Below are 14541 nucleotides of genomic sequence, written 5' to 3' on the forward strand. Positions count from 1 at the left end.
GTGGTGACGCAGCGCCCCGGCAGCACGCCGGCCGCCTGCAGCAGAAACACCGCCGAGCACGACGCCGCCACCTGCCCGCCCGCCGCCACCTGCGCGGCCAGGGCGCGCGCTGCTCGCCGCGCATCGTCCTGCGCGAGGCGCGTGGCGATCACGCCGGCATGGTCGAGACCTACGCCCGGCACGATCCAGGTGCTGCCATCGGGGCGCGGGCGTTTTGGCAGGGCGGCAGCCTCCACCTGCATGCCGTTGCTGAGCTGCACGCTGGGCGCGTCGGCTGACAGGACGCGCCAGGTCGGGCGCGGCGCCTTCACACGCGGAGCGAGTGTCGACGCGGCCTGCAGGATGTCCAGTGTGGCCGCCACGCTGGTGGCGTACGCGCCGGAGAGTACGAGGATGGTGAAATCCGCCATGACCAAAGTTGCCTGAAAGATGTCGAAATCGACACTGCCAGTCTAGCGGCTGCGCGGGTTCAATGCGGGCATGTCAACGACGCCCGCGAGTGCCCACATGCCGAACATCCTCGTCAAGATTCCTGCCAACACCTTTGACGGCCACGCGCGCGCGACGCTTGCACGCCGCATCACCGAGGCGGCCGCGCAGGCCGAGCAGATTCCCGATGATCCGCGCCGCCGCGCCACGATCTGGGTGATGGTGGAAGAGGTGCCAGCCGCCTCCTGGTGGTGCGGCGGGGCGGACGTGACAACGCAAATGGTGCCGTGCCTGGCTATCGCCCATGTGCCGGCCGGTGTGCTGGATGGTGCTGCGCGTGCGCGCTTCGTTCAGCAGATGCATGAGGCGTTTGCGCACGCGTTGCCGGCCGATGATGCGCGGCGCGTGGTGACCTCCGTGATGCTGCATGACGTGGCCGACGGCAGCTGGGGTGTGAACGGCGCGCTGTGGGCGCTGCCCGATTTCGCCAGGGCGGCCGGTTATGCGCATCTTCGGCATCTTGTTGCCTGAGCCTGATTGCCCCAACGGAGCCCGCGCATGACACACCACCATCCGTCGCAAGACGACCGCCTGGAAGACTTCACGCGCCGCCAGATCACCTTGGACGGCATCACCAAGACCGCGTATGTGGCCGGCACGGGGCCGGGCGTGATCGTCATGGCCGAGATGCCGGGCATCAGCCCGCACGTGGCGCGGTTTGCACGTTGGGTGCGCGATGCGGGGCTGACCGTCTACATGCCGTCGTTGTTCGGGCGCGATGGCGCGGTGCCCGAAGCGGAGGCGGGGGCCGAGGTGTTCCGCCACGCGTGCGTGAGCGCGGAGTTCCGTGCCTTTGCCGCCAACCAGTCGAGCCCCGTCACGCAATGGCTGCGCGCGCTGGCGCGGCTGGCCCATGCGGAGTGCGGCGGCCCGGGCGTGGGCGCCATCGGCATGTGCTTCACCGGCAATTTCGCGCTGACGATGATGCTGGAGCCGGCCATGCTGGCGCCGGTGCTGTGTCAGCCGTCCTTGCCGCTGAGCGCGCCGGACGGGATTGAGATCGCGCCGGAGGAAGCGGCCGCCGTGCGCCAGCGGCTGGAGCAGGAAGACCTGACTGTGCTGGCCTACCGCTTTGAGGGTGACCGCTTCTGCCGTGCCGAGCGCTTTGCCGCGTATGCGCAGGCGCTGGGCCCGCGCTTTGTGGCGCGCGTGCTGCCCGACAGCGCTGCGCACCCGAATCCGCCGCCGTTCTTTGCCCAGCATGTGCCTTGTCCGCACAGCGTGGTGACCGCCCACCTGATCGACGCGGCCGGCGAGCCCACGTTGGCGGCCCGCGACGAGATCCTCGCGTTCTTCCGGCAGCGTCTGGCCTGAGTGGGGACTCACATGCGAGTGTGAGCTTGGCGCGCGCGGTTCGGTGTAAACCCCGGGGCACCGTCTTAGCAAATTGCTTTACAACTAAACTATTCATGACTAAGGTAATACCGCATCAAATGCGGAGCCGTTGTCATGAAGATTGTCTGTATTGGTGGTGGGCCGGCCGGCCTGTACTTTGCCCTGCTGATGAAGCTGCAGGACGCGTCGCACGACATCACCGTGGTGGAGCGCAACCGCCCGTATGACACGTTCGGCTGGGGCGTGGTGTTCTCTGACCAGACGCTGGGCAACCTGCAGCGCGCCGACGCCAAGAGCGCCGCGCAGATCCTCGACGCCTTCAACCACTGGGACGACATTGAAGTCCACATCCGCGGCCAGGTGGTGCGTTCGGGCGGCCACGGCTTCTGCGGCATCGGGCGCAAGCGCCTGCTGAACATCCTGCAGGCGCGCTGCGAGGAAGAGGGCGTCAAGCTCGTCTTTGAGACCGACGTGCAAGACAAGGATTTGGAAAGCGATGGCGCCTACGCCGATGCCGAACTCATCATCGCCAGCGACGGCTTGAACAGCCGCATCCGCACCAAGTACGCCGCCACGTATCAACCCGATATCGACACGCGCCGCTGCCGCTTTGTCTGGCTGGGCACGCACAAGCTGTTCGAGGCCTTCACGTTTGCGTTTGAAGAGACCGAGCACGGCTGGTTCCAGGCGCATGCGTACCGCTTTGACGACGAAACCTCGACCTTCATTGTCGAGACGCCCGAGGAGGTGTGGCGCGCCGCCGGGCTGGAGACCATGGAGAAGGAAGAGGCCATCGCGTACTGCGAGCGGCTCTTTGCCAAGTACCTCGACGGCAACAAGCTGATTTCCAACGCCACGCATCTGCGGGGCTCGGCGCAGTGGATTCGCTTTCCGCGCGTGGTTTGCCGGCGTTGGGTGCATACCAACACGCACGGCACGCCGGTGGTGCTGATGGGCGACGCCGCGCATACGGCGCACTTCTCGATCGGCTCCGGCACCAAGCTGGCGCTGGAAGATTCGATTGAACTGGCACGCAGCATCGGCCAGCACCCGGGCGATTTGCGTGCCGCGCTTGAGCACTACGAGGCGGTGCGCAGCGTGGAAGTGCTGCGCATCCAGAACGCGGCGCGCAATTCGACGGAGTGGTTTGAAAACGTCGCGCGTTACGCCAACCTGCCGACCGAGCAATTTGCCTATTCGCTGCTCACGCGCAGCCAGCGCATCAGCCACGAAAACCTGCGCCAGCGCGACAAGCGCTATCTCGAACAGTTTGAAGACTGGATTGCCGAGCAGGCCGGCGCATCGCGGGGCCCGCAGCACGGCCCGGTGCCGCCGATGTTCACGCCGTTCACGGTGCGTGGCGTCACGCTCAAGAACCGCGTGGTGGTGTCGCCCATGGCGCAGTACTCGTGCGAAGACGGGCAGCCGGCGGATTACCACCTCGTGCACCTGGGCGCGCGCGCCATGGGCGGTGCCGGCCTGGTGATGGCCGAGATGACGTGCGTGTCGCCGGATGCGCGCATCACCCCGGGCTGCCCGGGTTTGTGGAACACCGACCAGCGCGACGGCTGGGCGCGCATCGTGCAGTTCGTGCATGCCAACAGCGATGCGAAGCTGGGCATCCAGCTTGGCCATGCCGGCGCCAAGGGTTCGACGCGCGTGGCGTGGGAGGGCATCGATCTGCCGCTGGAAGACGGGCAGAACTGGCCGCTGATCTCCGCATCGCCCCAGCAGTATCTGGATGGCGTCAGCCAATGGTCGCGCGCAATGACGCGCGACGACATGGACCGCGTGCGTGACGACTTTGTCCACGCCGCGAGGCTCGCGGCGGAGGCCGGATTCGACTGGCTGGAACTGCACTGCGCGCACGGCTATCTGCTGTCGTCGTTCATCTCGCCGCTGACGAATCAGCGCAATGACGAATATGGCGGCTCGCTGGAAAACCGGTTGCGCTTTCCGCTCGAAGTCTTTCACGCGGTGCGCGAGGTGTGGCCCAGCAACAAGCCGATGTCGGTGCGGATTTCCGCGCACGACTGGGTGGAGGGCGGCATCACGCCGGACGATGCGGTGGAAATTGCGCGCGTCTTCAAGGCCGCAGGCGCGGACATGATCGATTGCTCGTCGGGCCAGGTCAGCAAGAAAGAGCAGCCCGTGTACGGCCGCATGTTCCAGACGCCGTTTGCCGACCGCGTTCGCAACGAGGCCGGCATCGCCACCATCGCGGTGGGCGCCATCTCCGAGGCGGACCACGTCAACAGCATCATCGCGGCGGGCCGTGCCGACCTGTGCGCCGTGGCGCGCCCGCACCTGGCCAATCCGGCCTGGACGCTGAACGAAGCCGCGCGCATCGGCTATCTCGACATGCCGTGGCCCAAGCAGTACCGCGCGGGCAAGCTGCAGCTGGAGCGCAACCTGGAGCGCGAGCGCGCGATGGCGGCGCAGGCGGCGGGTTTGTCTCCGCTGGAGCAGGCCAACCGCATGCAGGGGGTTTGAGATGGCGGCACCTGCGACGCTCACCGGGCACCATGCCGTTGTTACCGGCGCAGGGCGCGGGATTGGCGCTGCGATTGCCGCGCAACTCGCGGCGCATGGCGCCACGCTCACGCTGATGGGCCGCAACGCCGATGTGCTGCAAGCCACCGCCAAGACGTTGCCCGACAGTGCCCGCGCGCAAGTCGTGACGTGCGACGTGACCGACGAGGCGAGTGTGTCGGCGGCATTCGAATCTGCACGCGCGGGGCTTGGCCCCATCTCCATCCTCGTCAACAACGCGGGCCAGGCCGAGAGCGCACCGTTTGCCAAGACGACGCTCGACCAATGGCAGCGCATGCTGGCCGTGAACCTGACGGGCACGTTCCTGTGCACGCAGGCGGCGCTGGCCGATGTGCAGGCGTCGGGCCGCGGCCGCATCGTGAACATTGCCAGCACGGCGGGGCAGCGCGGTTATGCGTATGTGTCGGCGTATGTGGCGGCCAAGCATGGGGTGATCGGGCTCACGCGCTCGCTGGCGCTGGAGCTTGCGGCGCGCGGCGTCACTGTCAACGCAGTCTGCCCCGGCTATACGGAAACCGACATCGTGCGCGAGAGCATCGATCGTATCGTTGCCCGTACCGGACGCAGCGCGGAAGAGGCCCGCGCCGAGCTGGTGAAGGGCAACCCGCAGGGTCGGCTGATCGCGCCCGACGAAGTGGCGAACGCCGTGGTGTGGCTGTGCTCCGAAGGCGCGTCGTCAATCACGGGGCAGGCCATCTCGGTATCCGGCGGGGAGGTGATGTGAGCAACGAACGCACGCGGCGCAAAACCGCACTCGCCACGCGCGCCTCAGGCCACCACGCCGTCGTGCATGCGCTGGGCGACGAACGTATCGGCCTGGAAGCCCGCGCGCATGCGGACGCCCACATGGACGTCAAGATCTGGCTGCGCCTCCTGGCGTGCAGCACGCAGATCGAACAGCAAATCCGCCAGCGCTTGCGCACGCGCTTCAACACCACGCTGCCGCGCTTCGACTATCTGGCACAACTCGATCGCCACCCGGATGGCCTGCGCATGAACGTGCTGTCGCGCTACCTGATGGTGACCGGCGGCAACGTCACCGGCTTGACCGACCAGCTGGAGAAGGAAGGGCTTGTCAAACGCGAGCCGGATCCGGATGATCGCCGGTCCTTTCGCGTGCTGCTGACGGATGCCGGTCGCCGCCACTTTGCCGAGATGGCCGCCGAGCACGAACGCTGGCTGATCGAGATGTTCGACGGCCTGGGCACGGCCAACAAAGACGCGCTGTATGCGCAGCTCGGCCACCTGCGCGTCCACCTCGCGCAGCGCGAGCAAGAGCTGGACGCCCGCGAAGATCAACCTTGAACGAACCCGACCCAACCATGACGGACCCGAATCACCATGTGGACCCGGCCCTGCTGGCCGCAACCGCCGACCGCTGGCGGGCTATCAAGCCAAGCATTTCCTGTGGAGCGTGGAAGGCGGCGTTGCCACCATCACGCTCAACCGGCCCGAGCGCAAGAACCCGCTCACGTTCGATTCGTATGCCGAGCTGCGCGACCTGTTTCATCAGCTCAAGTGGGCGGATGACGTCAAGGCGATCGTGCTGGCCGGCGCGGGCGACAACTTCTGCTCCGGCGGCGATGTGCACGAGATCATCGGCCCGCTGGTGCAACTGAAGGCGCCCGAGTTGCTGATGTTCACGCGCATGACGGGCGAGCTGGTGAAGACGATGCGCGCGTGTCCGCAGCCGATCGTCGCTGCAGTTGACGGCGTGTGCGCGGGCGCGGGCGCCATCCTGGCGATGTCTTCCGACCTGCGCCTGGGCACGGCGCGCAGCAAGACGGCGTTCCTCTTCAACCGCGTTGGCCTGGCCGGCTGCGACATGGGCGCCTGCGCGATCCTGCCGCGCATCATCGGTCAGGGCCGCGCGAGCGAACTGCTCTACACCGGCCGCTCGATGAGCGGCGAAGAGGGCGAGCGCTGGGGTTTCTTCAACCGCCTGTGCGAACCGGCCGAGGTGTTGACGCAAGCGCAAGCCCTGGCCGCCGACCTGGCCGCAGGCCCGACCTTTGCCAACGGCATCACCAAGACGATGCTGCACCAGGAATGGACGATGACGATCGAGCAGGCCATCGAGGCCGAGGCCCAGGCACAGGCCATCTGCATGCTGACCGAAGACTTCTCGCGCGCGTATCACGCGTTTGTCGCCAAGCAGAAACCGGTGTTCGAGGGGAACTGAGATGAGCGACAAAGACTATCTGCAATGGCCTTTCTTTGACGACAAGCACCGGCAGCTCGAAGCCGAACTCGACGCCTGGGCCACGACACACATTCCGCACGACCACGGCCCCGATGTGGATGCCGAGTGCCGCGCGTTGGTGAAGCTGCTCGGCCAGGGTGGCTGGTTGCGTCATGCGGTGGGCGGCACGGCACACGGCGGCGCGGCCGAGACCATCGACTCGCGCGCCATCTGCCTGATCCGCGAGACGCTGGCGCGCCACTCCGGCCTGGCGACTTTGCCTTTGCGATGCAGGGGCTGGGGTCGGGCGCCATTTCGTTGCACGGCACGCCGGAGCAGCGCGAACGCTATCTGACGAAGGTCGCGCGCGGCGAGGCCATCGCTGCATTTGCGCTGTCCGAACCGGATGCCGGCACCGATGTGGCCGCCATGGCCTGCGCCGCGCGTGAAGACGGCACCGACTATGTGCTCGACGGCGAGAAGACGTGGATTTCCAACGGTGGCATCGCAGACTTCTACGTCGTGTTTGCCCGCACCGGTGAGGCGCCGGGCTCGCGCGGCATCAGCGCGTTCATCGTCGAGGCCGGTACGCCCGGCTTTGAGATTGCGGAGCGCATCGACGTGATTGCGCCGCACCCGCTGGCGCGCCTGCGCTTTACCAACTGCCGTATTCCTGCCAGCCAGCGCGTGGGCGCGGCAGGCGAGGGCTTCAAGGTGGCGATGCGAACGCTCGATGTGTTCCGCACGTCGGTAGCGGCAGCCGCGCTGGGTTTTGCGCGCCGCGCGCTGGACGAAGCACTGACGCGCGCCACCACCCGCAAGATGTTCAGCGGCGTGCTTGCCGATTTCCAGCTCACGCGGGCCAAGCTCGCGCAGATGGCCACCGCCATCGACAGCGCCGCGCTGCTGACCTACCGCGCCGCGTGGCAGCGTGACCAGGGCCGCACCGTGACGCGCGAAGCCGCCATGGCGAAGTTGACCGCCACCGAGAATGCGCAGCAGGTGATCGACGCCGCCGTGCAGATGTGGGGCGGCCTGGGCGTGGTGAGCGAGCAGCCGGTCGAGCGCCTGTACCGCGAGATCCGCTCGCTGCGGATCTACGAAGGTGCGACGGAAGTGCAGCAACTCATCATCGCGCGCGAACTGCTGCGTGCGGCGGCGCCCGCCAAGTCCTGAACACGCCCACGCCAGAGACGGAGAGTCCTCCATGCCCAGCGCCCATATCGACACCTTCGCCCGCGACCGGCTGCCGCCAGCGGAGCTGCAACCGGTGTATCGCTTCGACCTGCCGGCGCTGCAGTTTCCGCCGCAGCTCAACTGCGCCACCGAACTGCTCGACCGCCGCGTTGCCGCAGGCGAGGGCGGTCGCCTCTGCATCCAGGCGCCCGGCATCCGCTGGACGTATGCGGATCTACAGGCGCACGCCAACCGCATCGCGAACGTGCTGGTCAATGAGATGGGCGTTGTGCCGGGCAACCGCGTGCTGCTGCGCTCGCCCAACAGCCCGATGCTCGCCGCGTGCTGGTTTGCGGTGATGAAAGTGGGCGCGATTGCGGTGACGACCATGCCGCTGCTGCGCGCCAAAGAGCTGGGCCAAATCCTGGGCAAGGGTGAGATCGGCTTCGCACTGTGCGATGCGCGGCTCGTCGATGAGTTGCGCGATGCCGTGGCGCAAGCGGCCAAGCCCGTGCAACTGCTGTGCTTTCACGATGACACGCCGGAAGGGCTGGAGGCCGCCATGGCGCGCCAGCCGGCCACCTTCACCAACGTGGATACGGCGGCAGATGACACGTGCCTGCTCGCCTTCACGTCGGGCACGACGGGCGTGCCGAAAGCGACGATGCATTTTCATCGTGACATCCTGGCCATTTGCGCGTGCTGGCCGCCGCATGTGCTGCAGCCGCGCGCGGACGACATCTTTATCGGCAGCCCGCCGATGGCGTTTACGTTTGGCCTCGGCGGCCTGCTGCTGTTTCCGATGAGCGTGGGGGCATCGACCGTGCTGCTGGAGAAGGCATCGCCGAACGATCTGGTCGATGGCATCCGCACGTTTGGCGCGACGGTGCTGTTCACCGCGCCCACCACGTACCGCAACATCGCGGCGCGAGGAGACGAGTTGCGCGCCACGCCGCTGCGTCGCTGTGTGTCGGCGGGCGAAGCGCTGCCGGTGGCCACGCGCACGCTGTGGAAGAACGCCACCGGCATCGAATTGATCGACGGCATTGGCGCAACCGAGATGCTGCATATCTTCATCTCCGCCGCCGATGCCGACGTGCGCCCCGGCGCCACCGGCAAGGCCGTCCCGGGCTATGTCGCGCGCGTTGTGGATGACGCCGGCAACCCCGTGCCGCCGGGCACCGTGGGCCGCCTGGCGGTGCAAGGCCCGACCGGCTGCCGCTACCTGGCCGACGACCGCCAGCGCGCCTACGTGCGCAACGGCTGGAACCTGACGGGCGATGCCTACGTGATGGACGAGGAAGGGTACTTCCACTACCACTCGCGCACCGATGACATGATCATCTCGTCCGGCTACAACATTGCCGCGCCCGAGGTGGAAGACGCACTGATGCAGCATCCGGCCGTGGCCGAGTGCGGCGTGATCGGCGAGCCCGACGAAGAGCGCGGGCAGATCGTCAAGGCGTTCGTTGTATTGCACCCGGGCCAGACGCCGGGGCCGGACATGGTCAAGACGCTGCAGGACTTCGTGAAGCAGACCGTGGCCCCGTACAAGTATCCGCGCGCCATCGAGTTTCGCGCGAGCCTGCCGCGCAGTGAAGTCGGCAAGCTGCTGCGCTACCGCCTGCGCGAACACGAAAAATCATGAGTGACTACCACTTCGAGCGTGCCGCGCGCATCCGCTTTGCACACTGCGACCCGGCCGGCATCGTCTACTTTCCCCAGTACCTCGTGCTGTTCAACGGCCTGGTCGAAGACTGGTTTACTGACGGCCTGGGCGTTTCATATGCGCAGATGCTGGGCCCGCGCCGCATCGGCCTGCCCATCGTCAAGCTACATTGCGAGTTCAGCGCCATCAGCCGCATGGGCGACGACGTGCAGTTCAAGCTGAAGCTGGAGCGGCTGGGCAATGCGTCGCTTACGCTGGGCCTGGATTGCTGGGCCCGCGACGAACAGCGCGTGCGCTCGCAGCAGGTGCTGGTATTTACCGATCTCAATACGCATCGCGCGATGCCGATGCCGCCCGATGTGCGGCAGGCGATCGAGGCGAGCGTTCAACTGCAGTCGTAATAGAACTAGAAGGAATTGCATCATGGAAGTACTCCTCCCTCCCAACTGGCCGCGTCCGAAGGGCTATGCCAACGGTGTGTCCGCACGCGGACGCATGGTGTTCGTGGCCGGCATGATCGGCTGGGATGCGCAGGGCGTGTTCCACACGGATGACCTGGCCGGTCAGGTCCGCCAGGCGCTGCAGAACATCGTCGAGGTGCTGGCCGCCGGCGACGCCAAGCCCGAGCACATCGTGCGCATGACGTGGTACGTGACCGACAAGAAGGCCTACGTGGCGGCCTACCCCGAGATCGGCAAGGCGTTCCGCGAGCTGATCGGCAGCTTCAGTATTGCGATGACGGCGGTGGAGGTGACGGCGCTGGTCGAAGACCGGGCCAAGGTGGAGATTGAGGTGACGGCGGTGGTGCCGGATTAGTTTTTTTCGAACCGGTGAGGGGAGACAAAAGTCCGTACCTGAACAAAGTAGTCTGGTCCAACTGCGGGGTTGGCAACTATTGGCGCCAGTCCGCGATTGGCGCAGTCCGATCCGGGCAAGGTTTGGGAGCAGTGACGTGCATATGTCAGTCTGCGCTCTGCAGTTCCGCGTCCTTACCAGTCGGATACGGTGCCGGCGGCAGCATTCAGGACGAGTGCGGTACGGCCGCTCGCTGCCCCGACGAGATGAGGTATCGGCCCCCTTGGGCGATCCCCTGGCGATATCTTTCATGATCCTCAAGAAAGAGCCGCGCAGATTGGTCAATGAACTCTTGCCATTGTCGTTTCAGAGCGGCCAGCGGCTAACGAGCCCGATCGTCAGGCCAGACCACATCTGCCTTCCACGATTCCGACGCAATGAACTGCTTGAGCCTGTCTTGCAGCAGGGCTGTCCAGGCAGCGGCAAAGCGGGAAGGGGGATTCTCGCGCAAGGTCGTGATCGCCACGCTCGAACGGATGCCGGGGCGGCCGATGCGATGCGCAACGAGTTCACCGCGTGCGATCTCCTCCTTGATCGCGATGTAGGTCAGGATCGAATAGCCAGCGCCGGCCTTTACCAGTTGCTTGGTCAGCGACACGCTGTCGACTTCCAGCGCGACGCGTAGCCGCACACCGTGCTGGATGGCCGCCTGTTCGACCAGGCGCCGATTGCTGTGCGGCAGGCCGGGCAAGATCAACGGAATGCTGGCCAAGTCGCGGATCTGGTATTCGCGCTGATCTGCCTCTGAGCCGGGCGGCCCCACCAGGATCATGGGTTCGCTGAACAACGGGCGCACGTGGAACGCATCCAGCGGCGGCTGGTTGTAGACGACGGCAAGGTCAACGCGCCGATCCAGCACCCACTCCTGCAGCGAGCTGCTCAGGCCTTCACGCACATGCAGCGAAACCCGGGGCCACTGCGCCCGGAAGGCCTGGACGAGATCGGCGCCGATCAGTGCACCCATGGTCGGCGGCAGGCCAACGGCCAGATGCCCGCGCTCCTCATCGGCGCTGGCGCGAACGTCTTCGCTGGTTTCGCTGAGCAGGTGCGTGATCATTTCCGCCCGCTCCAGCAGACGCGACCCCGCCGAGGTAAGCCGGACGCCGCGGCCATGCCGAACCAGCAGCGGCACGCCAATCTCTGCCTCCAGCTTTGCGATCTGTCGACTGAGCGCAGGTTGCGCGATGTACAGCTCGGCCGCCGCGCGGCTGAAACTGCCGGCACGCGCCACGCGGATGAAGCTCTTGAGTTCTCGGATGTCCATGCTTGCTTTCAGATATGCCGTGCTGGCATAGCTTTGTATGTTCATATGGTCTTTGTCAAGAAAAGACCGTCAATCTATGCTTCCTATAAATAACAAGTTACCAACGCGTACAGGAGACGCTCGCCCTCAGGCCATACGGCCAGCGGCGTTCACGTCCCCGTAACGACCGCCTTTCTAGCAATACAAGTCCAGCAAGCTTGCGTCGTCTTCTCGCGGCAGAGCACTGAACGACTGGACGCAGGAGACACCATGAAACATCTGAAGAAGCTGCATGTGCAGGTCTTGATCGGCCTGGCGTGTGCGGTCGTCCTCGGTATCGCTGCGCCGCAGTGGGCCGTTGCCATGAAACCCATCGGGCAGGCGTTCATCGCGCTGCTGAAGATGATGCTGGCCCCGATCATCTTCTGCACGCTGGTGCAGGGTCTGGCGCATGTGCGCGACCTGCGCATGCTGGGCCGTATGGGCGTGAAGTCGCTGGTGTACTTCGAGGTGGTCAGCACAGTCGCCATGGTGCTGGGCTTTGTGCTCGTCAACGTGTTCCAACCCGGGGTGGGGCTGCACGCCACCAACCTCGCAGAAAGCGCTGAGGCGGTGAAGGCCACAAGCGGCGCCGGCGGCATCTCGGCCGTCAATTACCTGCTCAGCCTGATTCCGCACACGCTGGTCGATGCCTTTGCCAAGGGCGACATCGTGCAGGTGCTGATCATCTCGATCCTGGCGGGTCTGGCGCTGAACCTCTCGGTGGGACCGGACTCGGTCCTGCTGCGCGGCATGGACGAAGCGCAGAAGGTGCTGTTCCGCATGCTCGGCTTCATCATGAAGCTGGCACCGCTCGGCGCGTTTGGGGCCATGGCCGCAGCGGTGGGCAGCTACGGCGGCGTGACGCTGCTCTATCTGCTCAAGGTGATCGTGCTCTATTACGCTGCGTCGCTGCTGTTCGTGTTTGGCGTGCTCAGCTCGATCAGCTGGATGATCGGCCTGCCGTACTTCAGCGTGCTCAAGCTGATTCGCGACGAGATGCTGTTGATCTTCGGCACCGCATCGAGCGAGGTGGCTTTCCCGCGCCTGGTGGAGAAGCTGCAACGCGCAGGTTGTGATGAGGCCGTGGTCGGTTTCGTTCTGCCCGCCGGCTACAGCTTCAACCTCGACGGCACGTCGATCTACATGGCCATCGCAGTGGGCTTCATTGCGCAGGCGACGGACACACCGTTCTCGCTGTGGCAGCAACTGGGTTTGCTTGCCATCCTGAGCCTGACCTCCAAGGGTGGCACCACCGTTGCCGGCGGCGCATTCGTCAAGCTGGCGGCCACGCTGCAATCGGTGCGTTCGCTGCCGGTGGCGGGTCTGGGCCTGCTGTTCGGCATCGACCGCGTCATGGCGATCGCCACTGCGCTCGTCAACGTGGTCGGGAACACCATTGCGGTCTTCGCCATCGCCCGCTGGGAAGGCGCATTCGATGCCGAGGCCTTCCATCGCGAAACCGGCGGGCAGGCCCGTTCTTCTCTCCTCAAGCTGCAGAAGCCCGCCACACAAGCTGCGGTGGCGCACGACGCGCTGACCCACTAAGTCACTGAGCAACACCAACATGCAACGCATTCCCGCCCTCGATCCCGATGCGCTGGACGCAGACCAGCGCGCCGTCTACGACGCCATTGCCAATGGCCCCCGCAAGGGTGTGCGCGGCCCGCTGGCCGTCTGGCTGCATCGCCCCCTGCTGGCCGACCGCGCACAGGCGCTCGGACGCTATTGCCGCTACGACAGCAGCCTGCCGCCGCGCCTGTCCGAACTGGCCATCCTGTTCATGGGCCGCTACTGGTTGGCCGAATACGAATGGGCCGCGCACAAGCCGTTCGCATTGGAAGCCGGCGTATCGCCGGCGGTGATCGACGCCATTCGCGACGGCATGAACCCGGCGTTCGAGCAGCGCGACGAGGCGCTCGTCTTCGCGTTCCTCACCCAACTGCATGCCACGCGCGAAGTAGACGACGGCCTGTACGCCGAACTGGTGGACGCCATCGGCCAGAACGGCGTGGTCGATCTGGTCGGCATTGCCGGCTACTACACGCTCATCTCGATGACCATCAAGGCATTCAACGTGCCCGCGCCGGCCGGTGCGACGCCGGAACTGCCGACGCAACTGTCGATGTAACAGCAACAAGCAACAAGCAACAAGGAATTCACTGTGCAAGCAACGACCGACTTTGAACAAGCCACGGCCGCGGGCCGTCTGGCAGGTAAGGTGGCCATCGTGACCGGCGCAGGCTGCGTCGGCCCGGGCTGGGGTAACGGCCGCGCCGTAGCGGTGCTGTTTGCGATGGCGGGGGCGCGCGTATTCGCCGTCGACAAGAGCCTTGAGGCCATGGAGGAAACGCTGCGCCGCGTGCGCGAGGCCGGTGGTGAGGTCACGCCGTACACCTGCGACGTGACCGACACCACAGCCGTCAAAGGCATGGTCGATGCCTGCGTGGAGCAATACGGCCGCGTCGATATCCTGGTGAACAACGTTGGTGGCTCTGCTGCTGGCGGCCCTGTGGCGTTGTCGGAAGACAAGTGGGATGCGCAGGTCGCTTTCAACCTCAAGAGCGTCTATCTGACCTGCAAGCACGTGCTGCCCGTGATGGAAGCGCAGGGCAGTGGCGCCATCGTCAATACGGCATCGACTTCCGGCATCCGCTGGACGGGCTCGGCGCAGGTGGCCTACGCGGCTTGCAAGGCCGGTGTGATCCAGCTTTCCAAGGTCGTGGCCGTTGAATACGCCAAGAAGGGCATTCGCGTGAACACCGTGGTGCCGGGGCAATTGCATACGCCTATGGTGGAAGTGCGCCTCGCCGGCCAGCGCTCGGGCGGCGATGTCGACAAGCTGCTGGAAAGCCGCCTTGCCCGCATTCCGCTCGGCTTCATGGGCGACGGGCGTGATACCGCGCATGCCGCGCTGTTCCTCGCTTCGGACGAGGCGCGCTTTATTACAGGTACCGAAGTCGTGGTCGACGGCGGCATGACGGCGCGGTGCGACTGATC

Annotated in this window: 12 protein-coding genes and 3 pseudogenes; 13 read left to right on the forward strand and 2 right to left on the reverse strand. The window is 65.8% G+C overall.

The annotated features are described in order from the left end of the window. Window positions 1–410: pseudogene (locus tag FUT88_RS09610) on the reverse strand (AraC family transcriptional regulator); the annotation flags it as partial. Window positions 411–507: 97 nt separating this feature from the next. Here FUT88_RS09610 and FUT88_RS09615 point away from each other — a divergent pair. The 10 genes and pseudogenes from FUT88_RS09615 (at window position 508) to FUT88_RS09660 (ending at window position 10220) form a co-directional block, all read left to right on the forward strand. Further along, the gene (locus tag FUT88_RS09615) at window positions 508–960 is read left to right on the forward strand and encodes a tautomerase family protein (protein ID WP_147214775.1); all 453 of its coding nucleotides are present in this window, start codon (window positions 508–510) and stop codon (window positions 958–960) included. Between the two features lie 27 nt (window positions 961–987). Next, entirely contained in the window at window positions 988–1803 is an 816-nt protein-coding gene (locus FUT88_RS09620) for a dienelactone hydrolase family protein (protein WP_147214776.1), read from the forward strand. A 135-nt stretch (window positions 1804–1938) separates the two neighbouring features. Beyond that, complete coding sequence (locus FUT88_RS09625) at window positions 1939–4317, forward strand: bifunctional salicylyl-CoA 5-hydroxylase/oxidoreductase (RefSeq protein ID WP_147214777.1); 2379 nt, start codon at window positions 1939–1941, stop codon at window positions 4315–4317. 1 nt (window position 4318) lies between these two features. Continuing rightward, window positions 4319–5101: an SDR family NAD(P)-dependent oxidoreductase gene (locus FUT88_RS09630; RefSeq protein WP_147214778.1), complete on the forward strand. Its 783-nt coding sequence runs from the start codon at window positions 4319–4321 to the stop codon at window positions 5099–5101. Then, complete coding sequence (locus tag FUT88_RS09635) at window positions 5098–5682, forward strand: MarR family winged helix-turn-helix transcriptional regulator (RefSeq protein ID WP_147214779.1); 585 nt, start codon at window positions 5098–5100, stop codon at window positions 5680–5682. Before FUT88_RS09630 ends, FUT88_RS09635 begins: the two co-directional genes overlap by 4 nt. A gap of 17 nt (window positions 5683–5699) precedes the next feature. After that, window positions 5700–6559, forward strand: a pseudogene (locus FUT88_RS09640) (enoyl-CoA hydratase family protein). Between the two features lies 1 nt (window position 6560). Next, a pseudogene (locus FUT88_RS09645) lies at window positions 6561–7735 on the forward strand (acyl-CoA dehydrogenase family protein). 31 nt (window positions 7736–7766) lie between these two features. Continuing rightward, window positions 7767–9383, forward strand: a complete 1617-nt coding sequence (locus FUT88_RS09650; protein ID WP_147214781.1) for an AMP-binding protein — start codon at window positions 7767–7769, stop codon at window positions 9381–9383. Further along, window positions 9380–9805, forward strand: a complete 426-nt coding sequence (locus FUT88_RS09655; protein WP_147214782.1) for an acyl-CoA thioesterase — start codon at window positions 9380–9382, stop codon at window positions 9803–9805. Before FUT88_RS09650 ends, FUT88_RS09655 begins: the two co-directional genes overlap by 4 nt. 22 nt (window positions 9806–9827) lie before the next feature. Then, a complete protein-coding gene (locus tag FUT88_RS09660) occupies window positions 9828–10220 on the forward strand; it encodes a RidA family protein (protein ID WP_147214783.1) in 393 nt (130 codons plus the stop codon). A gap of 361 nt (window positions 10221–10581) precedes the next feature. On the opposite strand, the gene FUT88_RS09665 is transcribed toward FUT88_RS09660, so the two are convergent. Then, window positions 10582–11523, reverse strand: coding sequence for a LysR family transcriptional regulator (locus tag FUT88_RS09665; RefSeq protein ID WP_147214784.1), 942 nt, complete (start codon window positions 11521–11523; stop codon window positions 10582–10584). Window positions 11524–11772: 249 nt separating this feature from the next. On the opposite strand from FUT88_RS09665, the gene FUT88_RS09670 reads away from it, so the two are divergent. From FUT88_RS09670 to FUT88_RS09680, 3 genes are read left to right on the forward strand one after another with little or no spacing between them, the layout of a single operon-like run. Next, a complete protein-coding gene (locus tag FUT88_RS09670; RefSeq protein WP_147214785.1) occupies window positions 11773–13089 on the forward strand; it encodes a cation:dicarboxylate symporter family transporter in 1317 nt (438 codons plus the stop codon). 19 nt (window positions 13090–13108) lie between these two features. After that, on the forward strand, window positions 13109–13672 hold the full coding sequence (locus tag FUT88_RS09675; protein WP_147214786.1) for a carboxymuconolactone decarboxylase family protein: 564 nt from the start codon (window positions 13109–13111) through the stop codon (window positions 13670–13672). A 33-nt stretch (window positions 13673–13705) separates the two neighbouring features. Beyond that, entirely contained in the window at window positions 13706–14539 is an 834-nt protein-coding gene (locus tag FUT88_RS09680; RefSeq protein ID WP_147214787.1) for an SDR family NAD(P)-dependent oxidoreductase, read from the forward strand. Window positions 14540–14541 lie beyond the last annotated feature (2 nt).

Origin of the sequence: Ralstonia sp. TCR112, assembly GCF_007997035.1 — a bacterium.
Classification (GTDB): domain Bacteria; phylum Pseudomonadota; class Gammaproteobacteria; order Burkholderiales; family Burkholderiaceae; genus Ralstonia; species Ralstonia edaphi.

Bases quoted from the DNA above. Each gene is read 5' to 3' on its own strand.
- FUT88_RS09615 (WP_147214775.1), top strand. From the start codon at position 508: ATGCCGAACATCCTCGTCAAGATTCCTGCCAACACCTTTGACGGCCAC.
- FUT88_RS09620 (WP_147214776.1), top strand. From the start codon at position 988: ATGACACACCACCATCCGTCGCAAGACGACCGCCTGGAAGACTTCACG.
- FUT88_RS09625 (WP_147214777.1), top strand. From the start codon at position 1,939: ATGAAGATTGTCTGTATTGGTGGTGGGCCGGCCGGCCTGTACTTTGCC.
- FUT88_RS09630 (WP_147214778.1), top strand. From the start codon at position 4,319: ATGGCGGCACCTGCGACGCTCACCGGGCACCATGCCGTTGTTACCGGC.
- FUT88_RS09650 (WP_147214781.1), top strand. From the start codon at position 7,767: ATGCCCAGCGCCCATATCGACACCTTCGCCCGCGACCGGCTGCCGCCA.
- FUT88_RS09655 (WP_147214782.1), top strand. From the start codon at position 9,380: ATGAGTGACTACCACTTCGAGCGTGCCGCGCGCATCCGCTTTGCACAC.
- FUT88_RS09660 (WP_147214783.1), top strand. From the start codon at position 9,828: ATGGAAGTACTCCTCCCTCCCAACTGGCCGCGTCCGAAGGGCTATGCC.
- FUT88_RS09665 (WP_147214784.1), bottom strand. From the start codon at position 11,523: ATGGACATCCGAGAACTCAAGAGCTTCATCCGCGTGGCGCGTGCCGGC.
- FUT88_RS09670 (WP_147214785.1), top strand. From the start codon at position 11,773: ATGAAACATCTGAAGAAGCTGCATGTGCAGGTCTTGATCGGCCTGGCG.
- FUT88_RS09675 (WP_147214786.1), top strand. From the start codon at position 13,109: ATGCAACGCATTCCCGCCCTCGATCCCGATGCGCTGGACGCAGACCAG.